Origin of the sequence: uncultured Lutibacter sp. (assembly GCF_947495725.1) — a bacterium.
Classification (GTDB): domain Bacteria; phylum Bacteroidota; class Bacteroidia; order Flavobacteriales; family Flavobacteriaceae; genus Lutibacter.
The window spans coordinates 1-24,302 of record NZ_CANLZZ010000010.1 but is presented as its reverse complement, the minus strand read 5'-3'; the positions used below and the strand labels follow the sequence as shown (position 1 = coordinate 24,302).

The following is a 24,302-nucleotide window of genomic DNA, read 5'->3' as shown; positions in this document are numbered from 1 at the left end:
TTTAGGAATTGCAAAGTAGGAGAGGATTTAAGTTTAAAAATGTGTTGTTTTTACTATGATTTTTGCACATCTAAAACCTCATTTGATTTAAGATATTCTAATTTAATATTTTTTTAATTAAAGCAAATAATTCTTTTTTTATTATTGGTTTTGTAATGTATTCGTTACATCCTGCTTCAATTGATTTTTCTCTGTCTCCTGTAAGTCCAAAAGCTGTTTGTGCAATAATTTTAACTTCTTTATTAAATTTACGGATTTTTCTAGTTGCTTCGTATCCATTCATTTCAGGCATTTGAATATCCATTAAAATTAATGTTATATCAGGATTTTCACGACATAATTCAACAGCTTCTACGCCTGTTTTCGCTGTTAAAACTTCGGCTTCAAGTTTTTGTAGTAATAAGGAAATTAATATAACGGATGTTTCATCATCTTCTGCAACTAGTATTTTTATGTTTCTAATTGGAGTCTCTTCTACTTCAACAGAAATATCATGATTAGAACTCCATTTTTCTTTAGTGGGAATTTGATATGGCAATGTAAAATAAAATGTGGATCCTAAACCTATTTCGCTTTCAACCCAAATTTTCCCTCCTAGTTTTTCAACATATGCTTTTGAAATTGATAATCCCAAACCAGCTCCTTGATGTGCCATTTTATCGGAAATATCGGCTTGAATAAAACGCTCAAAAATAGCCTTCTTTCTATTTTTAGGGATGCCACTACCAGTATCTTTTACATAAAATTCAAGTTCAGAAATATCATTAGCCTTTTTTAATTTATAACCAAAAGTGATTGACCCTTTTTCGCAATATTTTAAAGCATTTTTTATAAGATTTGTAAGTATTGCATATACTTTTTCAATGTCAGTTATTAAGTTGGCACCTTCTGTAGGTAAATCATTTTTGAATTCAAACTGTAAACCTTTTGCTTCAATATGATGATGAAAGAAATTATAAATGTATTCGATTTGTTCGTTAATGTTGGATTCCTTTAAATTAACTTCTAATAAGCCAGATTCTATTTTAGAAATACTAATTATATCGTTAATAATATTAAGTAATCGTTCTCCTCCCTTTTCGATAATTTGAATATATTCTTGCTGTTTTTTACCTGAAAGTTCGGGGTTTTTTAACAAATCAGCGAACCCCAAAATACCATTCATTGGAGTTCGTATTTCGTGACTCATATTTGCTAAAAATGCAGATTTTAAATGGTCGCTTTCTTCTGCTTTCTTTTTGGCAGCTTGTAAGTCCGAATTTTGGGTTCTAAGCAATAACTCCTTTTTCTTAAGTAATATTTGCGTGCTTTTAAGTTTCCATAAAGAATAAGTAATACCAAATATTAATAAACATAGCAATAAGGTAATAAAAATGATTAATGGTGTAAAAGGAGAGTTTATTTCACTTGTAACTTGCAGTTTTAACCCATTTTTTAAAGAGGTTAATTCTTTTTCTGTAGTTATGGAATTTCTATTAAAATTATTTGTTGGCAATTCTGTTATAACCAAACCATTGCTATTGCGTAAACTAAATAATGTTTTTGAATTAGTATTATCAATCCAAGTGTTAAGCACTTCATTGCTTGAGTAAACGGCAGTAAATAAACCTAAAAATTTATTGTTGTGAAAAGCTGGATTCCAAGCTTCAAATGATGATTCTCCTTGAATTGCTTCAAAAGGTTCTGTATAAACGGTTTGCCTTAACTCTTTTGCTAAACGAGATGCTTTTTTGGGCATTGGTAACTCAATATTTAAACCAATTATATGTGAGTTTCCTCTAAGTGGAGAAACAGATTTAATTGTAAAATTTGAATCGACCCAAGTTATATTAATCAACTCAGGATGATTTTTTAAATAATCACCTACTATTTCTTGAAAAGTGGATTCAGGAAGGTTACCTTCCATTAATTCAATTTCAAGTAGTTTTAGAAATTCAATATTTCCTTTTAAATTCAGTTCAATTATTTTTGAATATCTTTCTGCTAATAATTCGTTTGCTTGTTTTTGGTTATTTATAGAATTATGACGTAAAATCACCAATAAAGAGCTTAATATCAATGCGAAAGTTACTATAATTATAACTGAAATGGTATAATTTGAGTTTGTAATATTCTTTAATTTATATTTAAACATTTATGTATTATTCATAAATTAAACAGTTGCTTTGTGGGATAATGATATAGGTTGGTCATTTTTTTAATACTATGCCTTTTTTAATAGTTGATACAATTAAAAGTTAATTGAAGTCTACGATTATCATAAATATTATTGCCAGGTTTTACAATTTTTTCAGCTAAAATAATATTTTTTATTATTGTTCCAAGCAATTGGCGTATTTTAACGTATAGGCTATTAATTAAATATATTAAATTAATAATCATAGTTTTATAAAATGTAAGCGTTGTGTATAGGTGTAACGGAAGTTGTTATTACAAGAAAATTACATTGGTTTTGAAAGTGATTTTACAACTAAAAAGTGTAGAAGATAGTCTAGAGATTTTTGGTGGAAATTAAAAACAAGAAGTTTATTATAAAAACGATGTTTTATACTACTTCCCAAGTAGTTTCTTTAATTGTTGAAATGGTGTTAAAATAATTTTAGAGGTCTTTAAATTTTATTAGTTTGCAATTTAGTGTAAACGTAAGCATATATTAAGTTAGGTGATTTTTTCTTTCTTTTTCATTATTTAATTTTTAATGTACCATTGTTTTCTAAATCTTTTTAAGAAGAGCCTTCATTTCATTTTCACTTATATCTAGTTTTAATAGATCAAGAGCAGCTTTTATTGTGCTACAGTAAAAGTGATTGTTGTTCCCTTTTTTTGCTACTTTATCTTGATATAGGTGGGTAACAACAGTAGAGGATGGAGTGTTAACAATATTAACATTTGTGTAATTTAAATTAATCATAGTTTCTCATAATTCAATTAATTTGTCAATTTCTTTAAATGCTGATTCTAAATTTACATCTCTTAAATCAGAAAAAATTTTCTTAACATTCAGCATTTTTTTATTGTTCAAGGTTGTTTTAGTATAGTTAATATAGCTTTCTGTTGACCAATCTCCATAAGCTTTCTGAATTAAAAGGTTAGATTCCTCAATAAATTTATAACGTATTTCCATTTTTTATAGTTCTGATTTTTTTAATAATTTTTTAAAATTAATAAATTTTTTAATAGAAATAAGTGGGGTTATACAATGTTTGTTGTAGGTTTTTATCTGCATTAAATTATACGAGTTATTGTCGCGGTTTTTATTCGCATATTGCATTTAAATAAAAACTCAAATTTTGTCCTCCTTTATTCCAACTATCCATAGCTTTTTCTCTAAAATATGCGGTATGAGTTGGTGAACTAGCAGTTGAAATTGCAAAATATTTACTTTTTTCATTTGCTTTTACACTTTCAAGCCATTGAATTGTTACTGCAACATCTTCGATTTCTTTATTAAGAAAAATTTCATAAGGTTCTAAATCAACTGTAAGCCAACCAAGAAAGTTGTCTTTTATTTCGAATACGATGTTCTGTTGAACTATCAAATCTGTTGGAAGTCCGTCTTTAATTTTATAAAAATTTAGTCTAAATTTTAAAGATTTAAAATCATTTGAAGTTATATTAAAATTCAAATCTTTAATATGGCAATTTCGTTTTACTTTAAATTTCATTCCTCTTTCTTTACTTAATCGGTCATCAACATCTTTTTCATAATATGAGTAAAAATTTGAGTGAAATAAACCAAGTCCTTTTGATGTTCTTCCAATTTTTTTTGGCTTAAGTTTTAATTTTTTTGAATTCACAACTACTTCTTCTAATTCCATATTTTTTGGTTGAAGAAAAATCGGTTTTTTTATTTTATTTAGTTCCGATACTAGATACTTTTTAGTTTTAAAGCCAATGTATGAAAAAATAACAGTGTCTTTTGAAGAAACCTTCTTATTTAATGAAAGCTTAAATAAACCATTGTTATTAGAAACGGTTCCTACGGTTTTATTTTTAATTCCAATATTAACATAGGCGAGAGGCTTATTATTTTCGAAATTCCAAACTTTTCCGGTTATTGTTTTTTCTTGAGAGTGTATAATTGCCATTATAAAAAATGCAATTATTGAAAAAAAAGTTTTCATGAAAGTTGTTGATTTTTGTTTAGTAGATCAAGATGAAAAAAACAAAAATAATTTTCTGTTAAGAATATAATAATTGGGAAATTCTTAAGATTTAGAAACTGTGCTAAAACAACGACTAAAAGGTGAAAGAATAAAAAGTTGCATTTTTAAATACACAATTTTCTATTTAAAAATCTAATGTATTAGTTAATTCGATTATATACAAATTTGTAATAAACCAAATCCCCATATCCATCCGTATCAGAATCCACTAAGATTAGAGTGTTATTTTCGTTTTCAAATTTAACGGTATCATTATATTGAAGTCCTTTATGAGTAAATTCATATAAATTATTGTTAAGTTTTTTCCAAGTCATATGTATCGTTTCAACCACTATACATTCTCCAGAATTATTTCTGTTATAGTAAATGTCTGTTCTATTTCCATCTGGTGTAATTTCAATAGTGGAGGGTTTACAATCTCTTGCAGTTATTTGTTTATCATTTTCATACATTGTAACATACTCCCAATTGCCTATTAGTTGTTCTTTTTTGTTCTCGTTATTTTCATCATTATTACAAGATATTAGAATTAAAACTAGGATTACAGTAATTTTTTTTAGCAATTTTTTCATTTCATTTTATTTTGTTTTATTTCATAGGTGTATTTATAAAAAAAATAACGTTTTTTAAACGTTATTTTTCATTGGTTAAAATTAGTATTATTTTATGTTAGAAACATTCTATATTACAAAGCTAGTATTTTTTAGATTTATAGTTAAATACAATTTACCTAAAATTGAAGTATAGAATGTTTCAAGGGTTTTTCATTCTAATTAAAAATAATAAGAAAGCCCAAAAACTAAATTATTAGGGTTTAAATTAAAACTAAAAGAATCAAATTTAGTTTCACGACTGTCCGCTTTATTTTTACCAGTTGAATAGCCTAAAGCTCCAATGCTAGTTTCTAAAGCAAGCTTTTTAGCTAGAAAAATTGTTAACCCAGGGCGAACTCCAACAAACAAACTTCTAGTATTATTGTCATTAGAAGTTAAGTTAGATAAGTCGTTATTATCATTCCAAGTTTTGGACATTCTAAATTCGCCTTGTAAATGAAAAGAGACTTTAGTATTTACATTAAAAAATTTCTTAACGTATGGAAATACAACTATTCCATTTTGTTTTGAATTATAAATTTCAGTTTCTGAATAGTAATTTTCATTTTTACGATATTCATAACCAACTCCCATTCCAATAATTAAGTTGTTTTTAATTGCATAACCAACTTGGGGGTAAAAGCCAATATAAAATTGATCATTTTCTGCGTTAGTTGAAGTGTTGTTAGTTTCCGAAGAAGAATTGCTATAGGTGAAATTTCCTCCTAAATTCCAAGTTCCTTTTTCAATGTTTAAAGGTTCTTTTTTTTCTTGACCAAAACTAATTCCAAACGTAATTAAAAGTGCAATAATAAATAATTTTCTCATAATAAAATTTTAAGATTAAGTTGTAGAAGTATCAAGCTTTATACCATGAGCCTTTGTAGTATATTAAGATAAGTTTAAGTAATAGTTTAGTTTTTGAACGCTAAAAAAGTAATTGACTTATAAAGAGTCGGTTATGTTTTTAGCTTTAAATAAAACAAAAAGTTATTTGTATAAAAAACAAGAATTTTATAAACGGACGAGTAGTTGTGTCAAATTAAACTTGATGTTAATAGAGGTTTTAAATTAATATTTTTCAGTTTTAAGATTTTTTACTTTTGGTTAATTGAAGAATGATTTTCGATGTTTCCACAAAAAATAAGTTGTCCAAAATGAAATTAACACAAAGGGTAAAAACAATTTCGTTCCTGGAGAAAATGACTCCGAGTAAAAATCTCTTATTATAATTACAGTAAATGAATACCAATAGAATCCATTAGCTAAAAGTGCGGCTAACCAGCCAATTTGAGTTTTTTTCCAAAGTCCAATGGAACCTATTAAAAGAATAGGAACAGACCATATAAAATCTGCAATACCAAATCCATATGTTGTTGCTAGGTTTATACGATCTCCTATATGTATTTGCGAAGAAATAGGTGGTAGTTTGATAAAAGCAATAATCCAAAAAAACAAATGCAACATGGCGGCTAGTCCATTAATTGAAGCGATTATTTTAATCCAACACCGTTGGTTGTATAATAATCCTTTTTTCATTGTATTTTAATTTGTTGCTAAAAATTTGAATAACCAATTTACGTGTTGCTTATTACAATTATTCGTTATTAAAGTTAACAATTTTAAAACTAAGAAGCACACTATTTAATAAAAATTGTAGGGTACATTATTCTTCAAATATTTGATTTACAGAATCTTTATTGCTGTTATTTAAAAAATCATCAAGTATTATGCTTTGGGCTCTTTTTTTAATAAAGTAATTTTATGCTAAATAGGAAATAACACTGTCTATGACTTCTTTTGTTTTTAAAATTTTAAAATGTCCAGTTCCATTAATTTCTTTAAACTCAGATGCTTTCCAATTATTATGAACATTTATAGAGCGCGCAATTGGAATTACTCTATCATTTTTATCATGGATAATAATTGATTTTTTAACATTAATAGATTTTACAAATTCGCTAACATTTAAATTTGTAATATCCATGTTTATTTCATTCTCTAATCTTTTAATAAGTTTATTTTTAACGTTATTGTTTATTCCAACCATTTCCGAGACATCATTTATGCGTTCAGTAAATTTGTCGGGTGTTGTAAGTAATACATATTTATCAATTTCCAAATCGCTATTAGTGTAAAGCGCATATGTTGTAGCAACACCACCAAAGGAATGACTAATTAATTCCCTTACTTGGAACTTTCTTATTAAAATGCCAACCAATTCGGTAAATTCAAACAAACTTGTTTTACCTTTAGAACTAAATCCGTGCGAAGGACCATCAAATGAATAAACGGTGTAACCATTTACTAATAGTTGTTCTATCAAATCGGAGAAATTTCCAGCTTGACCTTCCCAACCGTGGATAAGAAGAATTTTTTTATCGCCACCTTTCCAAGTATAAAGCTGAATATCAAAATCTTTGAATTTAAACATTTCTCTTTCCGCTTTGTTAAGTGTGGCTACTTCATTTTCTCTAAGTTTGTGAACTTGCGGATTTGTTAATTGCTTGTATGCAAATGATGTAATAACTTTTGGGAAAAGAGTAGATAGGGTTTTAACAACGGTTTTTTTCATTCGAGCTTTTTATAAGTTTGTAGTTGCAATATAACGTTTATTCATGCTATTTTATTCATTCAAATTTAAGTATAAAATGTATGTGGTTTTATAGTGTGGTATTTATCAATGCTAAGAGTTTATTAGGGTTTAGATTCTATTTTTAATTGGGTTCGAATATAGTGGTTAATATCCGATTTTTTAACCGCAAGGTATTTTTCAATAGCATTGTAATAATCTTTATCGGTTGTACCGGTAGACATAAAATCTTTAAGTAAACTCCAACCGCCTTTATCCATTATTTTTTTTGCTATAAGTCCGCCTAATACATAATGATAAGAAGTTTGGTTATCTAAGTTTGTTAGCTTAAGCATGTTGTTTAAATCTATTTCGGGATGCTTTTGTAAATATAGGTTTGTACGTTTTATGTGCCAATGTAAGCTTTTACCACGACTTCCGCCTAATAAGGTTGCAATTCCTTCAGAAACCCAAAAGTGTTTGTTTTTAAAATGTTCGTCTATTTGAAGATGAAAAACTTCATGAGGATAATACTCTCCCAAACCACCACAATATACTTTGTCGTCAGTGGCTTTTCCACTTGGCATTGATTGTTCGCCCATTCCAATGTAATAATCAAACCCCTTTAGTTTTTGAATTTCGTCATAATTATTTGCAAGATAGTATTCAAATGGTTTTGGTTGTACACTAAAGTTTTTACAAATTTCATTAATAAAGTTATTCAGTTTTTTAGCTTTTTCGTAATTAAATTTGTGGCATGGAGGAAAGTAAAAATCTACAATACCAACCTTTTTACGATTCCATTTTTTTTTGCTGTAACTCAACCAATTGTATAACTTAAATTTTCCGTTTTCTTTTATAGCCAAATAATTTACAATTGCTAAAACATGTGGGTTCCCATTTTTTTTAACATAAGAATATTTAACTTTAATTTTACAACTATCATTTTTAAACTTAATGCTTAAAACTTGGGCAGGAATTCCCATATATAGTGATGGTTGAAATTCGCTTTCCAAGAAATCATAATTTTTATGCTTCTCTTGTTCTTTTTTATTCCAATATGGATTCTTTCCTTTTTTTTCGGGATTTGAAGCCAAGTAATTTTCAAATAGCAGCATAACTTTTTTAGTTTCTACATCTGTTGCATCTATAGTGTGGTTGTACGTTACGCTTTGCCCAAAAACACTTAAGCTAAAAATAAGAAAAATTATAATTTGAAGCTGTTTCATTCTAAAGGTTTTAAGTGTTTTTACAATGGTTAAGCAGCCAATTTAATAAAAAAAATGACTAGAAAATCCGCAAGAATTATCAAAAATATGCTTCTACTAGCAATAAATTAGATAGGATGTTGTAGGTGGTTTTTATTTTTTCATTTTGTTTTATAAAAATCTAATCTTTCACAGTCCATACATAGATTATCGTTAAAGAAAATTCCAACTCCAAATCCAGATGAATGTAATGACATTCTATATCTTTTAATATGAATTTTGCCTTTGATATACTTATTCGATGAATTTCGGATTTTTAATTTTTCCGATACAATTAATTCTTTGTTTTTAAATAAAAAACAACTGTCGTTTTTTATTTTTATCAAATTTACATCTGCGTATTTATCATTATGAATGGGTTTTAAACGATATGTTCCGCTAAATTCAGAAACTATTTGGTTGTAACTGTTCAAATTCGAAATCGTTTGGATTCTATCCCAAATGTAAATATCGAAAATCTCATTTTCTCCTAAAAGATTTTTGTATTCAGGAATCAGAGTTGAGTCAGAGTCAGTTTGGGTTTCTTGTTCCAATAACTTTGAGAAATTCATTCCAACATTGTTTTCTGTTTTAGAAATTAATTCAGTCAATGAATCATTTTCTTTTTTTAGAATTTCTTTTTCTGCAGCTAGTTTTTCTTCATTATGGTTACAAGAAGAAACTATAATAATGAATAGAAGTAGGAAAGTTTTTTCATAGTTTGAGTTTTCTATATTAACCACAACAAGTTTTTATAATATTTTTACGACTAGAAAATCGGAGATTTTTTCGGTTGTAGTAAATCGTATGTTGTATTATGTTTTAATCAATTTTTTAATAAAGATAGCATAAAATTTAGGAGTTGTTGAGCGTAGTTATTTTTCTGTCTGTTTTTGAATCCAATCCATAAGTTCATCTTTATTTATCGAGTCCCAAGTTGATTGAGTATTCCTTTCTTGTAATGGATTGTCCTCAGGTTGTATTACAATCAATTCGGTGTTTTCATTTCCTGCTATTCTCAATTCAGCTAAAAACCCAACTATATCTGTCGAATTATTCTGGTATAATGTTCTTAATTGTTTTGTTAGTTTATATTTTATTGCTGGTTCTATATACGCTCGAACTGCATAATTCTTGTAAATTTTAATATTTTCATTCTTTTCATCAAAGTAACAATACGATGAGAAGTTGTGATAATTTTCGGGATTAGTTTGTGGTGTTCCTCCCAAGTTGGTTTCCAATAGATAATTTATAAATTTTGGTTCCCAAAGGTCAATTAGGTTAATTCTTATATCACGTTTATGTTGATACCATTTTCTTATAAAATCCATCGTGAAATTGCAAGGGACAATACCTTTAATTTTAAGTTGAAATTTGGAGTCACTCTCAGTCATAAATTTAATATAACGCATCGCTCTATGTCCAACTAAACTTGCTCCTAAAAAGAAAATGTTGTTATTCGGTAAATTATAGGTGTCAAATACTTCTCTAATTAGCTTATGCGTAGAAATCATAGACGATTTAGAAAAATAAAAGTCAAGAGGGATTTCGGTTGAAACCGACAATACCGCAAAGTCTTTTTCCGATGCTTGAGTATACATTTGCTTTGAGCTCCTATTCTTTTTGTCATACTTGGAATCTTCTAAGAAAATGAGCACACCTTTTATTTCCTTATTTTTAGGAAGCATTAGCGTATAACCCTTTTGAATAAAAGGCAAAAAGTCATTATCTTCTATTCCAACTCTTAGGCTATCATTTTTTGCGGGTTCGTAATATTCAACCATTTTCTGTGAAAAAGATTTCGTACTAAAAACTATCAGAAAGAGCAAAAATAACACCTTAAAAGTTGTTTTCATTATCGGTTTTTTTTAATTACACACAACGGTTTTTTTGGTTGTTTTGTTGCGTGTTTTAAGTACCTAATTTAGCAAATAAATTACAGATAGAATATTCCGCAGGAATGTTCGTAAGTAGGCTAGAACTAGCAATGGATTATATACTTTGTTAGTTGTTCGGCATTATCTCTGTTTTAAAGAAGCCTAACTTTTTTTAGCTGAAATTCTAATTCTTCTTCATTTCGTAATATTTTAATTGTTATTTCAGCAGTTCCTTTTGATATAATACCATCGTTAAAGTAATCACACTTATTTTCATTAGTGATTTTTGAGTAATCGATATTGTTTATCTGTAATATTTGGTCTCCAATTTGTAATAGTTTTGATGCGGCTGTATCATTATATATAAAATCTACAAATACCTTATTTTTATTAAAATTAGGATTGAAACCAAAATGGTTTAATTCTGTATTATTAGAAGTACTTTCTTGAACCATTTTGATATTTTTTGCTTTCCAATTCAAAATCAATCTATAATTTTTAAAAAATAAAAGGCCAAGATTTGTTTTACCATTTTTCACTCTCATTATCTTGTTTTTTATAATATGGTCCCCTATTTTTATTTCATCAATTTTTGCAGAATACTCATTTTTCTTCTCGCCTTTTCCATACATTCCTATTCCAGAATATCCTGAACCTGCTATATACTTCGTTATTTTATTAGATTCTTTTTGTTTTACAAAATTTAAATACGATAAATGTGGCGTAGAATTATTACCTAAATCAATCAAATTATTTAATGCTTTATCTCCATTTATATAACTAATTATAGATGGTACACTAGATGCTGTGCCAATAAACATTTTTGACTCAATAGCATCTGAAGGAATATTTAGTTTCTGTTCATTATCTGTAATCGTAATTAATTGATTTTTAAAATCGAAGTCCCATACAGCAAATCGCATTAAATTAGAACCAATAAAACCATCGGCATTTAAACAGGCAAGTTCACCACTATTAAAATCTGATATAGCTGCAATAGTATTCTGAAAATTAATACCTCCGATTTCAATATTGCCTATTTTTGTATAGTTAAGTAGTTGGCTAGTTTTATGAATATCAGTTACATTTTCACTTCCTAAAGACTTAACGTTAAGCTTTTCTGCCAATTCTTTAGAAAGTACGTTAGAAGCTCCAGTGTCTAAAATAAAGTCATATGTTTCATTTTCAATAGTTACTTTAAGGATAATAAGTCCTTTACGGTATTCAAATGGTATAGTAGTTTTAAAGTCTTCCTGAACGATATTTCCTTGTTTAAGGGTTTTAATTATTTTTGACGATGCACAACTGGTTAATAAAGTAAGTACAATAAGTGAGAATAATAGTTTGGTGTGTTTCATAAATTGATTTGGTATTTATTAATATTTTTAGTTTAGGAATAAGTTTTTCTTTATCCATTCATATAAATAGACGCTAATTTTTCTGAAATGGTTGCCTGGGTTGAGTGTTTTTTTTGCTGACAGGTAACGTGATTGTGTATGATTAGTGGCGTGTTTAAGCACCTAATTTAGCAAATAAAAACCGAATAGAAAATCCGTGAGGATTTTCGTAAGTAAGCTTGAACTAGCAATAAATTCTATATGTTGTTGTGGGCAGTTATTTTCTACATACTATCATCCAATGTCTTTCATTCGGATTTTCTTCAGTTTCATTAATTTCTTTTGCTTCTATTATGTTATAGTTTCCAAATTCTTTTTTTACAGCCGTTTCGTCATAAAAATAAAGGTTTAATCCGTGCGGAGAATTGAAAGTGTTTTTTTCTATTTCGTCTCCTATTCCAAATCGCTTATCGTTTATAGATAATGCCACAAAAACCATTAAGCCATTTGGCATTAATTGTGAATAGCAATTCTCGATTAATTTCCATCTGTCGATTTTGTCCAAAAGATGAATTAGAGAATAACAGTAGATAGATTCGAAACGAGCCTTGTCAAATGGCATATCAGTAACAGAACCGTAATGTATCGTTACATCATTCCCAAAATATTTTCCAGCTCTTTCAATCGCGGTTTTTGATATTTCAATTCCTGTAACATTAAATCCGTTATCATAAAACACCTTTGCATTTCTTCCATAACCGAAACCTGGAATCAAGACGCTTTTAATTTTATTTCTCTGAAACAACTTAAGGACATTCTTTGAATTGTCAGTCGGACTTTCTCCCCACATCTTATCGTTATTCCTAAAAGCAGACTCCCAAAATTCATTCATACTTCGGTTATTTGTTTTGATTGTTCTTAAGTTTTATGCGTTCACTTTGTTTTAATTGCCCACAACGTGTTTGTACAAGATTTAGTTGCTTGTATAAGCACGTAATTTAGCAATTAAAAACCGAATAGAAAATCCGCAAGGATTTTCGTAAGTAGGTGAGAACAAGCAATAAATTATATACGTCTTAAGTTAGCAATTCATTAAATTTAATTAATAATAATTACCATTAAAAGAGTCTATGAAAATAATAAAAACTTAAATTGGCTTGGGATAATAATGTCAAATAATAATGAAGAATTTATTTGTTTTTCAGCTCAGTTCTTTGTTGTGCAACGTTTTTATATTCATCTTTCTTTGAAAAACCTCCTTTATAATGTCAATTTCTTTCTTAAATAGAAGGTCGCTTCTAGTTGCGAAGTATAAGGTATTAGAAACATCTTTTTTACCTTTCCAAACTAAATTTATTTTATTTAATTCGATTGAATTAGATACCAAAAAATCTGGAACAATAGCAAATCCTTTATTGTTTTCAACACATCTTATAATTGAACCAATATTAGGAAGTATGTAATTAGGTTTAAAATCGGGTCTTTTATTGAAATTTTCATACCAAAACCTATTAAAATGTTCCATTTCGTTAGAGGCACTGTACCAAGTTTTATTTTTTAGTGTTTTTTCTAATAACGAAAAATCCTTGTTTTTTATCAGTTTATTTATTTCTTCCAAATCACTTTGATTACCTGCAATTAAAACAATATTTTCTTCTGTGAAAGCTTCATATTCAACAAGAGAATTTGTGCTGTTATCAACTTTTGGTGTAATGATAAGGTCGAGAATACCATTATTTAAATCTTTTATTAAATCTTGATTAGTTCCAAATCTAGCTACAAGATTAAAATTAAGATTGGAAATTTCTGGTTCTAAAATAGTTTGAAATGTTTCGGTACACATTCCAATACTTATTGAAGGAACCATATCTTTTGATGTTTTTTTAAAATGTTGCTCCGCTTTTTCAAGTTGTTTAATGCTGCTTAAAATAAAATTGTATAGTGCTTTTCCTTCTTCGGTCGGAATCATTTTTCTAGAGGTTCGCTCAAATAATTTTTTACCAACATAGGCTTCTAAAGCATTCAAATGTACGCTTACACCTGGTTGTGATGAATACAAAGCTACGGAAGCCTTTGTCAATGTTCCGTTTTCGTAAATTTCTTTAAACGTTCGATACCATTCTAAACTGACCATAATCTACTCTATTAATATTTTAATGCAAAGGTATGAATTATATTATTTTTACAATACAACTAAGTGCTTTAATTTTGTCAAATATTAAATAATAGACAAATGAAAAATATATTTATAATTAATGGAAGTCATCCATTTGCACATTCTGGTGGAAGATTTAACGAAACACTTTTCAATACTACGATTTCATTTTTTGAGTCATTAGAGAGTTATGAAGTGAAATCGACCCAAGTAGGAGAAGACTATAACCCACAAGAAGAAGTAGAAAAATTTAAGTGGGCAGATCTAGTGATTTATCACACTCCAATTTGGTGGTTTCAAATTCCTTTTGGATTTAAAAAATACATAGATGAAGTTTTTACGGAAGGTCATCAAAACGGAATTTATGCAAATGATGGAAGAAGTAGAAAAAATCCAAACATCAATTACGGAACTGGTGGTTTAATGCACGGAAAAAAATATATACTTACTACAAGTTGGAATGCACCTAAAACCGCATTTACTTTAGAAAATGAATTTTTTAATCAAAAAAGTGTAGATGAAGGTGTTATGTTTGGGTTTCACAGAATGAATGCTTTTACAGGAATGGAATTATTGGCAACACATCATTTTCACGATATGGAAAAAAATGCAGATGTTCCCATTGAATTGAATAATTACAGTGCTTTTTTAAATAAAAACATAATTGCTTTGAACTATGAATAAAAATAGATTAGAAGCATTAACGGACGGTGTTCTTGCTATAATAATAACCATTATGGTATTAGAGTTTAAAGTACCTGAAAATGCAGATTTTCAGTCTTTAATAGATTTAATGCCAATATTTGGTATTTACACCATTAGCTTTATTCTAATTGTAGTGCATTGGAATAATCATCATCATCTGTTGCAAATTTCAAAAAGTATTAACAGCAAAATATTGTGGGCAAACCATCATCAATTATTTTGGTTGTCGATAGTACCTTTTGCAACAGCTTGGGTGGGCGAAGATTATAGCAAAGATATTCCGATGGTGTTTTACGGTTTTATTTTACTTATGAAAACCATTGCCTATTTTATATTAGAAAAAGCAATTATTGCACATCATAAAAATGATGATTGTATAAGTGAAATTCTTTACAACAAATTTAAGAATTACATAACCTTACTGTTATATATTTTAGGTATTGGAGTTAGCTTTTTCTTTCCGTTAATTGCATTATTAATATATGTAATTATACTGTTTATATGGTTTATTCCTAGTAAAAAAGTAGAAAATGTGGTAAGTAATATTTAATAGATAAAAACAAAACTAAATCTAAAGAGCACGTACAAAATGTATGTGCTTTTTTTTGTAGTTCAAATTTTGAAATTTGATTGAAAAATCTCGTATGCTAAAGCATTTTTATCTATTAAATAATTAATAGACATCTATAAAATGCATTATTTTTATAATACAATTTATAGATATAATTTTGTGCCAAGAAATCAATAAAACTATAAATGGTTAAATATATTATGTTGCAGCAGACCATTTTTTTAGCTTTTAATAGATTCTAAATTAAAGTATTAATAATTATAAAATTTTAAAGATGAAAAGTTTAAAACAAAAATTAAGAATTAGTATTGTTGCCATAGCTTTAACTATGGGCTTCATAAATGTTAACGCACAAGAAGTGCCAATGTCCCCTTATGGACCAGATGATGAAATAGGAGCATTAAACCTAATAACACAAGAGTCTGTATTAAATGCAATGAAACTTGTTAAAAATGGTAAAGTATATCGTTTGGGAATGGTGGTTAATGAGAAAACACCCGCATTTCGTCATAGATATTTTCATATTGAAACACTACAACCTGAAACTAAAACAGAAGGTTCTAACAAATTTACATATGTAGATGACCAATTAATAGGTTGGACGGGTGTAGGTTCTCAAATAAATGGGCTTTCTCATTATGGTCGAGATAATGTACATTATAACGGACATAAAGTAGAAGATTTTCTTACTGTAAGAGGAGTGAAAAAATTAGGATTGGAAAAGCTACCGCCTATTGTAGCACGTGGTGTGGTATTAGATATGCGCTCTTATTACAAACAAGATATTGTTAAGGAAGGTACAGTATTCTCGGTGAAAGACATTGAAAATGTGGCTAAAAAACAAGGTACAGAAATTCGTAAAGGAGATGTTGTATTATTCTACACAGGATGGACAAAACTTATGGGAGTAGATAATGAACGTTATCTTGCAGGGGGTGCCGGTATAGGTACAGAAGCTGCTCGTTATCTTGGAGAAAAAGGTGTTGTTGCAGTTGGAGCAGATAATTGGTCTTTTGAAGCTGTTCCACACGAAAACGCTAATCTTTCTTTTCCTGTAAATCAAATGATGGCTACAGAATTTGGTGTGCAAGTTTTAGAGAATATACTTGTTGATGAGCTGGTAGCAGATAAGGCTTTTGAGTTTCTTTTTATACTTGGTCACCCACTTTACGAAGGGTCAACTCAAGTTCAAATTAATCCGGTAGGAATAAGATAACAATAATTAACAAGCTGTACATTTATATAGATATCAGATGTACAGCTTTTTTTTAAAATCGAATAAAACAGAAAACAACTTTTATTCGACAAGTAACAGTTAAAATGATTAATAAAAATATTATATACAATGAAAACATTTTTAATAACAATAACAATGGCATTATTCTCTTTAATAGGTAATTCACAACAGATTGACATAAAAATACCGAGCAATAAATCAAGTCATTTTTCAATTCCTAAAAACGCTGTAACTATTATAGCGTGGACAAAAATAAAAGCAGGTAGTGAGCAAAAAGTTATGAAAGCCACAAAATTAATGATGGATAAAATCAGAAAAAATGAACCCAGATGTTTGATTTTTGAAGCACATCAAGGAGAAACAGCACCTGGATTAGTATTGTTTTATGAAGTTTTTGCTGATGAAGCTGCTTTTGAAAACCATCAGCAAGCAACTTACGTGCAAGATTGGTTTGATGCTATCGAAGGTTTCACAACTATGGAAATGAATGTGAATAGAATGACAAACTTTAATACTCATTAAAAAAAATCTCTTCCCTAAAGGCAGATACCTTTTGTATTTGCCTTTTTTTTTCTAAAAAAAATAAAGACACTATAAATGACACATATAAGGAAAACTATTAATAATAAAATGTGGTAAATATTTCTAAAAAATAGTCTTTAAATAGTTTAAATAATGGTTATGAGTCAAATGTTGCACAACGGTCTTGTGCAATATTTAGTTGCGTGTATAAGCACGTAATTTAGCAATTAAAAACCGAATAGAAAATCCGCAAGGATTTTCGTAAGTAGGTGAGAACAAGCAATAAATTATACACGTCTTAAGTTAGCAATTCATTAAATTTAATTAATAATAATTACCATTAAAAGAGTCTATGAAAATAATAAAAACTTAAATAGACTTAGGATAATAATGTCAAAAATTAATGAAGAATTTATTTGTTTTTCAGCTCAGTTCTTTGTTGTGCTTTCGTTATTTACATTCTTTTTCTTTTAATAATCCTATAGGTTCTTGCATTTCCTTTTTCAAATTTGATAAATGTTGTTTCTGTCTGATTAGCATAGCAATAAATACAACAAGATTATCTTGAAACTTCACGAAGATTGGATTATTTGGCTCATTTGTCCAATCGTTTTTTGGTAATAAATCCACTAGTTCTTTACCGAGTACTTGATTAAGGTAATTAATATCTTGATATCCAAAATCAACTATTAATTCATAATCACTCATTCTTTTAAGAATTTCATTCCTATTCTCTTGAAGTAGATTTAAAATATTGTTCAAAAATGTACTGTGCTGAATGAGTCTGTTTTTAAGTTTCAAATCTGTCAACAGTTTTAACTGTCCTGACGATGTTATGTCTTCAAAAGCGATATTGCTAGGTACAAAAACGTCTTGTCTTAAAGCAATTACAAATTTATTAAGTATTTCATCTCTTTCATTTGGTATTTTGTTTAAATCTAATATCAATTCTTTACAGAGCTCTATTTTGTTGTTTATCAGTTCGGTAGTGTCATCAATTAATTTTTCATTGAGTTCAAAGTCATCTAAAATTCTACAGTAATAATCAGCTTCAGCAATTTTATTTTTTCGGTTTTCATTCCAGTTATTAATCTGCAAAGCAATCAAAATTCCAATGACTACAAGAATAATTTCTCCGATAGCATATTTAAAATACTTTCCAGTTTTATTTTCAGTCAGCAGTTTTTGTCTAATTTTTCTAAAGAATTTTATCATTGATTAGCGATTTGTCATAATGAAGCACAACGGTCTTGTACAAGCTTTAGTTGCGTGTTTTAAGTACCTAATTTAGTAAATAAAAACCAATTAGAAAATCCGATAGGATTTTCGTAAGTGTGCAAAAAACCAAGCTATAAAATATACCAGTTGTTGGCAACTGGCTTTTTAATCATTCAAAGATTTCAAATACTCATTTAAAACTGAAGATACTTGTGAGTTTTCATCAATTTCTAATTCTCGTAAAAATATTTCTCGAATCACGAATTCAAGGAGAATATTAGTTTTAATAATTTCATTTGTATTTAGACTCTTCTCTTTATGCTTTTCCTCCAAATGAGCGTGATAGTTTCGTGTAATTTTTAATTTTTCCGCATAATTTTCAATGTCATTAATTTTAGAATTAATACTAGATTTTTCTAATAGATAATTTAGCCTACTTTTTAAATAACCTTTATTATTAATATTGTTTTTATGATAATTTTCTAGAATTGAAATATAAGTTAAGAACTTATTTTCAACTAACACTCCTTTTTGTCCATAGACACTAAAAAAATTAAGTATTACTAATTCTAATTTTTCTTGTTTATCTAACCAATTTGAAATAATATTTTGTGAATTTTCTCTAAAAACCGAAAAATTTATTTTTTTTCCTGTTGTTGAAGACAAAATATTATTTTTCTTAATTACAGAATATGCTTTGTTTTCGTCTGTTCTAAATTCAATTATGTTTGAATAAAATGGAATGAACAGTAAAATATTAAAAAGTCTCTCTATAACTGTTTTTATCTTAAACAACTCTTTAATCTCAAAACTCTTATTACATTCAATATTTATGAAGATATTTTCTTTAATATATGAATTGCGTCTTCCTTGAGAACCAGATGAAGCTCTAAAAAAGAGATATATATCGAAATCATTATTCTTAAATAGTTCTATTCTTTGTGGTTGTTCGTATAGTTGACTTATTTTAAATGTATTTTCAATTTCAGACTTGAAATTAAAGCCAGTAATTGGAATCCAATTATTTATTAAATCCGAACTTAACAAAATTGTATTATAAATGCTTATTTTTATATCGTTGTCATATCCAGAAAAAATGAATGAATTATTCGATTGATATTTATACTTGGTTAATGAACCAATTGTTTGATGAGTTTTATAAACATCATATAGTTTTATTGAATATGTTTGAGATTTATCATTAGAATTAATATATCCAAAAACTAGATTTTCTTTATTCCATTTTTTAGTAACATTTTCATCTTCTCTGAAAGGTTTTAGCGACGTAATAGTTGCAATTCCTCTTTCATCAATATATAAGGTTGATATGATTTTATTGTCCTCATTATCAGATAACCAAAAAATCCCTTCATAGTATTTATTATAGAAGTCCAATTATATCTAGAGTTTTATTTTGTCTGCTTGTTGCCAACGGTCTTGTGTATGGTTAGTTGCGTGTTTCAGCAACTAATTTAGTAAACAAAAACTAACGCGAGAAAATTCCGAAGGAATTTTCCAAATAAGCAACGACCAAAGCAATTAATTATACACGGTGTTGTGCTTTCGTTATTTCTCAAGTTCTTGCTCAATTTCCTTTATAATGGTCTCTATTTCCACCTTTATACGGCCAAATAATCGTGGTCCATTCGTTGCTTTAGCCAATAAATGGTAAGCTAATAGATAATTTTCAAATTCAGCTGATTCGAAGATTAGCTTGTTATCTAGCTTTTCGGAAATGGACTCGTGCTCAAAATCCATAAATCCTATATCCATCACAATTTTTCGGATACTTCCCTTTTTATAAAAAATAGTACGCAATTTTTCGTCTGTGAATTCTGCTCCATTTAACTGAATGCTTAAAAAATCCAATGAACTATCAAAAGAGGCCAAGTTTTGCCTTAAGCTTTTATTTAAAATAATATTGAGCTTACCTGAACTAATGATGTCATTTAAAACTCCTGTTGCCGGTATATAGCTAATTGCACTGCCGAAAATAGGGGCGAACTTTTGAGAAATTCTCTGATTACTGACTGTGTCAAGCACATTTCTGTCAAATAAGGTCAATAGATATTCAAGAGACTGTATACGTTGCTCATTTTCTTGAATAGAGGCATTTATTTTATTCAAGTTAGTTTTAAATTCTGCTTGCAGAGATAATAAATATTCCTGCTCTAGAATTCTTTGTTCGTTGTAATTATTGTTATTGTTAATCTGTAAGGCTATTAATATCCCAATAACCACAAGTAAAATTTCTCCAATGGCATAAATCAAATATTTACTGAATTTGTTTTCAGTCAGCATTTTTTGTCTAATTTTTCTAAAGAATTTTATCATTGGTTAGCGGTTGGTTATAATGAAGCACAACTCGTTATATAACATAATATATAAACGTTTATACGTTTATATTGCCGGATAAACGCAATTTTTGTGTTTTTTATTAATTTGTTTATATCGTTTAGAATGCAATTTTTATAACGATGCACTAAGTTAAAAAAATCTAAGAAAAGAAGAATCTTTTTTTAAATTAAAATAAATGAAAACAAATAAACATTAAAACACCTAGCTTAAAAATAAACTTTTTCTGTTGTAACCTTAGAAATTAAGGTAAGTAATTTTTGCTGGTTTATTGGTTTTGAAATAAATGCATTACAACCGGCTTCTTTTGCTTTATGCTTGTAGTTTTCTTGCGTAAAAGCAGATTGAGCAATAATAAATACCTCTTTATTAAATTTTCTAATTTCTCTAGTTGCTTCAAAACCATTTAAATGAGGCATTTTAATATCCATAAATATAAGATCTATGCTTTTAGATTGTTTTGCCAATTCTACAACTTCGCGCCCATCTTTGGCTCTAACAATTTGTTCTGCTATATTTTCTAATATATTTTCTAAATAAACAAATGATATTTCATCGTCTTCGGCAATAAGTATATTGTATTTTTCTAAAATAGAAAGGTCTGGAGTTTCGGTTGGTGTGGTTTTATCTAATAATTGCTGATTGTCAATACTGTTTGGAATGCGCACATAAAATGTAGAACCTTTGGCTGGTTCCGATTCTAATTTTATATGTCCTTTTAGTAAATGAACATATCCTTTAGAAATTGATAAGCCAAGTCCAGATCCTTCAAAACCGCTGGTATGAGAATAATCGGCTTGCACAAATTGTTCAAAAATAGAAGCTTGTTTGTCTTTAGATATTCCAATTCCGGTGTCTTTTATCCAAAATTCTGCATAGCCATTATGCAAAGAGTAGCTTACTTCAATACTACCTTTTTTAGTAAATTTTAAAGCATTCTTAATTAAATTTGTAAGTATTGAATTAAGTTTATATTCATCGGTATAAAAAGGTTGGTTTAAGGTTGAATCTTTTTCTTTAAAAACAAAACTCAATCCCTTTAAAGTGGCTTCAGGATGAAAGAAATTTCGAAGTTCGCGTATAATTTCTTTAATAGGAACTGCTTTAATAATTGGTTTTTCTAAACCCGATTCTAGTTTAGAAACTTCAATAATATTATTTATGGTATCTAACATTCTATGTCCACTTTGCTGAATAATAGAAATAAACTTAGAGTGCTTTTCAGAAGAATAATCGGTATTTTTTAACAAATCGGCAAAGCCTAAAATACCATTCATTGGTGTTCTTATTTCATGACTCATATTTGCTAAAAAAGCCGTTTTTATTTTGTCGCTTTCTTCGGCTTTATTTTTTTGCTCTTCAAGTTCTTCCATTATTTGAGAGTTTAAAGCCAATTGCTCTCTAAGGTCTTTAGTTTTAGTACGAACTCTATTTTGTAAAACTCTATTTACTATTATTAGAAAAATTAGAATCACTAAACTTAAACCGCCAATTAGGGTTATATATTTTAAATAAATACGCCAATTGTTATTAATTTCATCGTATTCTGCTAGCGAATTATCAAATATTTTTTGATACTCGCCATTGGCTAAAATTACCTCTAAACCATTGTTTAAAATTGCTGCTAACTCTGGATTTTCTTTAGAAACTTTAAAGCCCATAGAACGTTCTAAAATTCTATGGTTTAATGGTTTTACATAGTCTTTGTACGAACTTTTAGCATAGTACATTGCACAAATTCTTTGTCCAAAAATACAGGTTACATCTTCGCGATCTAAAGCATTTATAAAATCGGTGTAATTAGTTACAAATAAAAATTTAGCCGATGGATTAATAGATTGTACATACCTAATAAGCACATCATTTTTCCACATTGCAATTAGAGGTTCTTTGGTAGTACGAACATATTCGAGCGAAAATTTATTATGAAAATTGGAATTGTATAAAAAACAATGTGATGTATTTATAGCAGGACGCGTATAAATAAAATTAGGATCCAGGCTACCAGGATAATGAATACCTCCAATAGCATCAATTTCATTATTGTTTAACGCCCTATTAATTGTATACCATTCTCCAGAATTAATAAATACATCTTCTTTGTAAATGTCTTTTATGGCATTTAAAATATCAACATTAAATCCAACTAGTTTTCCTTCGTTATTTAGATAATTATAAGGGGGATAATTGTCGCTAAACATTATTTCATGTTGAGCGTGTAACTTTCCAGTTATCAAAATGATAAAGAAAATTAGGGCAATATAAAATTTTTTCATTGAGGGGTTGTTTGATGCAAAAATAAAAATAATTTTATCAATTAAAATAGGTGTTTATTATTTTATCAATAATAAAGGATAAACAACCTTATAAAAAGTTCGAAAAAGGTGTTTTGTTTTTGTGATACTATAAATGTTGTTGTTTTGCTTAGTAAATAATGACTAATACTTAATAAAGCTTGGCAAAGTTGAGGGACTTTGAGAAAAAAATACTACAATTTTTCACTAAAAATACTACATTTATTTTATAAATATACTAGTTTAATTTTTAAGAAATTGTACAATAAATTTAAGAGGTTATAAAGGAGTTTATTTTTTTATAACCATTTAAAAATACAAAATAAATATAGAAAAGTAAAAAAATCTAACCAATATTTAAATCAGTTAGATTTTTTCAATTAATAAACTTCAAATCTTACTTAATCACAATCGTACACATACTGTGTAGTGCTTGAAATACTTATTCCAGATACAATAATAGTTGCTGCACTTGTACGTAACAAGTTTCTCGCGTCAATGGTATTGTTTACTTCTCCTATAACTGTTCCACTTCCATTTTTTGAAACCGTTTTTTTAAGTTGACAATCTTGATATGTATGCACGTCAGTTTGTGTAATTGCGTTTGATGCATCATAGGTTTGAACCAATTGAGGAAAACTGCCTTCTGTACTTAAGAAATCGGAGAAAAGGACATAACTTGTCAATGCTCCTGCTGAGGTATAATTATCGGTACGAGCAAGGCGCATATTAGAATCGTATTCACTAATTGTATAACCAGTTAAATTTCCGCTAGCATCGTAGTTTTTGCCTTTCACGGTTTTGTCGTTGTTGCTATATTCATATTCGATATAGTTTTGTAAAGCACCTCCCATTTTGGTTTCATCTTTAATTCTTCGTGCTTGTGCATCGTATTGAATGCTAGTTTCTATAGTTGATCCAATAGTTGATGTTGTAATTCCAGAAATTAGTTTTTTTCCATTTACAACGGTATAAGAATAATTTATGGTTGTAGTAAAACCAGAAGAAACAGTTGAGGTTTTTTCTACGTAACAATCAGGTAAATTACAAGAATTGCTATTGCCACCACCAGCTGTTACCGTTATTGTTTTTGTTATCTCGTCGGTTCCCGCCGAATTGGTAACTATTAGTTTTACTTCAAAATCGCCTGCGGTATCAAAAGTAAATTTCGGATTTTCTTCGGTAGAACTAAAACTTGTACCTGCTGCCGACCATTGGTACGAATCTGCGTTTGTACTTTCGTTTGTAAAAGTAACTTCTTGTCCTGTTTCTGGATTTGTTGGCGAAAAACTAAACCCTGCAACTGGAGAAACTTGCGCGGCTGTTACGGTTATTGTTTTCGTTATTTCGTCGGTTCCCGCCGAATTGGTAACTATTAGTTTTACTTCAAAATCGCCTGCGGTATCAAAAGTAAATTTCGGATTTTCTTCGGTAGAACTAAAACTTGTACCTG

At 28.4% G+C, this 24,302-nt stretch carries 22 protein-coding genes; 4 read left to right on the top strand and 18 right to left on the bottom strand.

Features of this window, described 5'->3' with window-relative positions:
* Positions 1 to 97: 97 nt before the first annotated feature.
* The 13 genes from Q0776_RS17520 to Q0776_RS17460 all read right to left on the bottom strand — a co-directional run bounded on the left by Q0776_RS17520 (position 98) and on the right by Q0776_RS17460 (position 13,926).
* A complete protein-coding gene (locus tag Q0776_RS17520) occupies positions 98 to 2,134 on the bottom strand; it encodes a response regulator (RefSeq protein ID WP_298371251.1) in 2,037 nt (678 codons plus the stop codon).
* 783 nt (positions 2,135 to 2,917) lie between these two features.
* Positions 2,918 to 3,124 carry a hypothetical protein gene (locus Q0776_RS17515; RefSeq protein WP_298371249.1) on the bottom strand — a complete coding sequence of 69 codons (207 nt, stop codon included), beginning with the start codon at positions 3,122 to 3,124 and terminating at the stop codon, positions 2,918 to 2,920.
* Positions 3,125 to 3,254: 130 nt separating this feature from the next.
* Positions 3,255 to 4,124, bottom strand: coding sequence for a carboxypeptidase-like regulatory domain-containing protein (locus Q0776_RS17510; RefSeq protein ID WP_298371246.1), 870 nt, complete (start codon positions 4,122 to 4,124; stop codon positions 3,255 to 3,257).
* A 182-nt stretch (positions 4,125 to 4,306) separates the two neighbouring features.
* A complete protein-coding gene (locus tag Q0776_RS17505; RefSeq protein ID WP_298371243.1) occupies positions 4,307 to 4,738 on the bottom strand; it encodes a lipocalin family protein in 432 nt (143 codons plus the stop codon).
* A 201-nt stretch (positions 4,739 to 4,939) separates the two neighbouring features.
* A complete protein-coding gene (locus Q0776_RS17500; RefSeq protein WP_298371240.1) occupies positions 4,940 to 5,587 on the bottom strand; it encodes an autotransporter domain-containing protein in 648 nt (215 codons plus the stop codon).
* 279 nt (positions 5,588 to 5,866) lie between these two features.
* Positions 5,867 to 6,298 carry a hypothetical protein gene (locus tag Q0776_RS17495; protein WP_298371237.1) on the bottom strand — a complete coding sequence of 144 codons (432 nt, stop codon included), beginning with the start codon at positions 6,296 to 6,298 and terminating at the stop codon, positions 5,867 to 5,869.
* A gap of 223 nt (positions 6,299 to 6,521) precedes the next feature.
* Positions 6,522 to 7,334, bottom strand: coding sequence for an alpha/beta hydrolase (locus Q0776_RS17490; protein ID WP_298371234.1), 813 nt, complete (start codon positions 7,332 to 7,334; stop codon positions 6,522 to 6,524).
* A gap of 122 nt (positions 7,335 to 7,456) precedes the next feature.
* Complete coding sequence (locus Q0776_RS17485; protein ID WP_298371231.1) at positions 7,457 to 8,560, bottom strand: hypothetical protein; 1,104 nt, start codon at positions 8,558 to 8,560, stop codon at positions 7,457 to 7,459.
* Between the two features lie 140 nt (positions 8,561 to 8,700).
* Positions 8,701 to 9,321 (bottom strand): hypothetical protein, encoded by a 621-nt coding sequence (locus Q0776_RS17480; RefSeq protein WP_298371228.1) that lies wholly within the window; start codon positions 9,319 to 9,321, stop codon positions 8,701 to 8,703.
* A gap of 132 nt (positions 9,322 to 9,453) precedes the next feature.
* Positions 9,454 to 10,362 carry a hypothetical protein gene (locus Q0776_RS17475; RefSeq protein ID WP_298371226.1) on the bottom strand — a complete coding sequence of 303 codons (909 nt, stop codon included), beginning with the start codon at positions 10,360 to 10,362 and terminating at the stop codon, positions 9,454 to 9,456.
* 245 nt (positions 10,363 to 10,607) lie between these two features.
* Positions 10,608 to 11,813: an aspartyl protease family protein gene (locus tag Q0776_RS17470; protein ID WP_298371224.1), complete on the bottom strand. Its 1,206-nt coding sequence runs from the start codon at positions 11,811 to 11,813 to the stop codon at positions 10,608 to 10,610.
* Between the two features lie 256 nt (positions 11,814 to 12,069).
* The gene (locus tag Q0776_RS17465; RefSeq protein ID WP_298371221.1) at positions 12,070 to 12,684 is read right to left on the bottom strand and encodes a class I SAM-dependent methyltransferase; all 615 of its coding nucleotides are present in this window, start codon (positions 12,682 to 12,684) and stop codon (positions 12,070 to 12,072) included.
* 309 nt (positions 12,685 to 12,993) lie between these two features.
* Positions 12,994 to 13,926: a LysR family transcriptional regulator gene (locus Q0776_RS17460; RefSeq protein ID WP_298371218.1), complete on the bottom strand. Its 933-nt coding sequence runs from the start codon at positions 13,924 to 13,926 to the stop codon at positions 12,994 to 12,996.
* Between the two features lie 99 nt (positions 13,927 to 14,025).
* Here Q0776_RS17460 and Q0776_RS17455 point away from each other — a divergent pair, with 99 nt between their 5' ends.
* The 4 genes from Q0776_RS17455 (at position 14,026) to Q0776_RS17440 (ending at position 16,982) form a co-directional block, all read left to right on the top strand.
* Positions 14,026 to 14,631, top strand: coding sequence for an NAD(P)H-dependent oxidoreductase (locus Q0776_RS17455; RefSeq protein ID WP_298371215.1), 606 nt, complete (start codon positions 14,026 to 14,028; stop codon positions 14,629 to 14,631).
* Positions 14,624 to 15,202: a TMEM175 family protein gene (locus tag Q0776_RS17450; RefSeq protein WP_298371212.1), complete on the top strand. Its 579-nt coding sequence runs from the start codon at positions 14,624 to 14,626 to the stop codon at positions 15,200 to 15,202. The genes Q0776_RS17455 and Q0776_RS17450 overlap by 8 nt, the downstream gene beginning before the upstream one ends.
* Before the next feature lie 295 nt (positions 15,203 to 15,497).
* Positions 15,498 to 16,439: a cyclase family protein gene (locus Q0776_RS17445; protein WP_298371209.1), complete on the top strand. Its 942-nt coding sequence runs from the start codon at positions 15,498 to 15,500 to the stop codon at positions 16,437 to 16,439.
* A 129-nt stretch (positions 16,440 to 16,568) separates the two neighbouring features.
* The gene (locus tag Q0776_RS17440; RefSeq protein ID WP_298371206.1) at positions 16,569 to 16,982 is read left to right on the top strand and encodes a putative quinol monooxygenase; all 414 of its coding nucleotides are present in this window, start codon (positions 16,569 to 16,571) and stop codon (positions 16,980 to 16,982) included.
* A gap of 450 nt (positions 16,983 to 17,432) precedes the next feature.
* On the opposite strand, the gene Q0776_RS17435 is transcribed toward Q0776_RS17440, so the two are convergent.
* The 5 genes from Q0776_RS17435 to Q0776_RS17415 form a co-directional block, all read right to left on the bottom strand.
* Positions 17,433 to 18,197 carry a DUF6090 family protein gene (locus Q0776_RS17435; RefSeq protein WP_298371203.1) on the bottom strand — a complete coding sequence of 255 codons (765 nt, stop codon included), beginning with the start codon at positions 18,195 to 18,197 and terminating at the stop codon, positions 17,433 to 17,435.
* A 168-nt stretch (positions 18,198 to 18,365) separates the two neighbouring features.
* The gene (locus tag Q0776_RS17430) at positions 18,366 to 19,595 is read right to left on the bottom strand and encodes a HEPN domain-containing protein (protein ID WP_298371200.1); all 1,230 of its coding nucleotides are present in this window, start codon (positions 19,593 to 19,595) and stop codon (positions 18,366 to 18,368) included.
* A gap of 171 nt (positions 19,596 to 19,766) precedes the next feature.
* Entirely contained in the window at positions 19,767 to 20,534 is a 768-nt protein-coding gene (locus Q0776_RS17425; RefSeq protein ID WP_298371198.1) for a DUF6090 family protein, read from the bottom strand.
* A 230-nt stretch (positions 20,535 to 20,764) separates the two neighbouring features.
* On the bottom strand, positions 20,765 to 22,831 hold the full coding sequence (locus tag Q0776_RS17420; RefSeq protein WP_298371195.1) for a transporter substrate-binding domain-containing protein: 2,067 nt from the start codon (positions 22,829 to 22,831) through the stop codon (positions 20,765 to 20,767).
* 419 nt (positions 22,832 to 23,250) lie between these two features.
* The coding region (locus tag Q0776_RS17415; RefSeq protein WP_298371193.1) for a PKD domain-containing protein at positions 23,251 to 24,302 on the bottom strand (1,052 nt) is incomplete at its 5' end.

What these genes read in the sequence shown, in the direction of transcription:
- Q0776_RS17520 (WP_298371251.1), bottom strand. Translation starts at nt 2,134, where the DNA reads ATGTTTAAATATAAATTAAAGAATATTACAAACTCAAATTATACCATT.
- Q0776_RS17515 (WP_298371249.1), bottom strand. Translation starts at nt 3,124, where the DNA reads ATGGAAATACGTTATAAATTTATTGAGGAATCTAACCTTTTAATTCAG.
- Q0776_RS17510 (WP_298371246.1), bottom strand. Translation starts at nt 4,124, where the DNA reads ATGAAAACTTTTTTTTCAATAATTGCATTTTTTATAATGGCAATTATA.
- Q0776_RS17505 (WP_298371243.1), bottom strand. Translation starts at nt 4,738, where the DNA reads ATGAAAAAATTGCTAAAAAAAATTACTGTAATCCTAGTTTTAATTCTA.
- Q0776_RS17500 (WP_298371240.1), bottom strand. Translation starts at nt 5,587, where the DNA reads ATGAGAAAATTATTTATTATTGCACTTTTAATTACGTTTGGAATTAGT.
- Q0776_RS17495 (WP_298371237.1), bottom strand. Translation starts at nt 6,298, where the DNA reads ATGAAAAAAGGATTATTATACAACCAACGGTGTTGGATTAAAATAATC.
- Q0776_RS17490 (WP_298371234.1), bottom strand. Translation starts at nt 7,334, where the DNA reads ATGAAAAAAACCGTTGTTAAAACCCTATCTACTCTTTTCCCAAAAGTT.
- Q0776_RS17485 (WP_298371231.1), bottom strand. Translation starts at nt 8,560, where the DNA reads ATGAAACAGCTTCAAATTATAATTTTTCTTATTTTTAGCTTAAGTGTT.
- Q0776_RS17475 (WP_298371226.1), bottom strand. Translation starts at nt 10,362, where the DNA reads ATGGTTGAATATTACGAACCCGCAAAAAATGATAGCCTAAGAGTTGGA.
- Q0776_RS17470 (WP_298371224.1), bottom strand. Translation starts at nt 11,813, where the DNA reads ATGAAACACACCAAACTATTATTCTCACTTATTGTACTTACTTTATTA.
- Q0776_RS17465 (WP_298371221.1), bottom strand. Translation starts at nt 12,684, where the DNA reads ATGAATGAATTTTGGGAGTCTGCTTTTAGGAATAACGATAAGATGTGG.
- Q0776_RS17460 (WP_298371218.1), bottom strand. Translation starts at nt 13,926, where the DNA reads ATGGTCAGTTTAGAATGGTATCGAACGTTTAAAGAAATTTACGAAAAC.
- Q0776_RS17455 (WP_298371215.1), top strand. Translation starts at nt 14,026, where the DNA reads ATGAAAAATATATTTATAATTAATGGAAGTCATCCATTTGCACATTCT.
- Q0776_RS17450 (WP_298371212.1), top strand. Translation starts at nt 14,624, where the DNA reads ATGAATAAAAATAGATTAGAAGCATTAACGGACGGTGTTCTTGCTATA.
- Q0776_RS17445 (WP_298371209.1), top strand. Translation starts at nt 15,498, where the DNA reads ATGAAAAGTTTAAAACAAAAATTAAGAATTAGTATTGTTGCCATAGCT.
- Q0776_RS17440 (WP_298371206.1), top strand. Translation starts at nt 16,569, where the DNA reads ATGAAAACATTTTTAATAACAATAACAATGGCATTATTCTCTTTAATA.
- Q0776_RS17435 (WP_298371203.1), bottom strand. Translation starts at nt 18,197, where the DNA reads ATGATAAAATTCTTTAGAAAAATTAGACAAAAACTGCTGACTGAAAAT.
- Q0776_RS17425 (WP_298371198.1), bottom strand. Translation starts at nt 20,534, where the DNA reads ATGATAAAATTCTTTAGAAAAATTAGACAAAAAATGCTGACTGAAAAC.
- Q0776_RS17420 (WP_298371195.1), bottom strand. Translation starts at nt 22,831, where the DNA reads ATGAAAAAATTTTATATTGCCCTAATTTTCTTTATCATTTTGATAACT.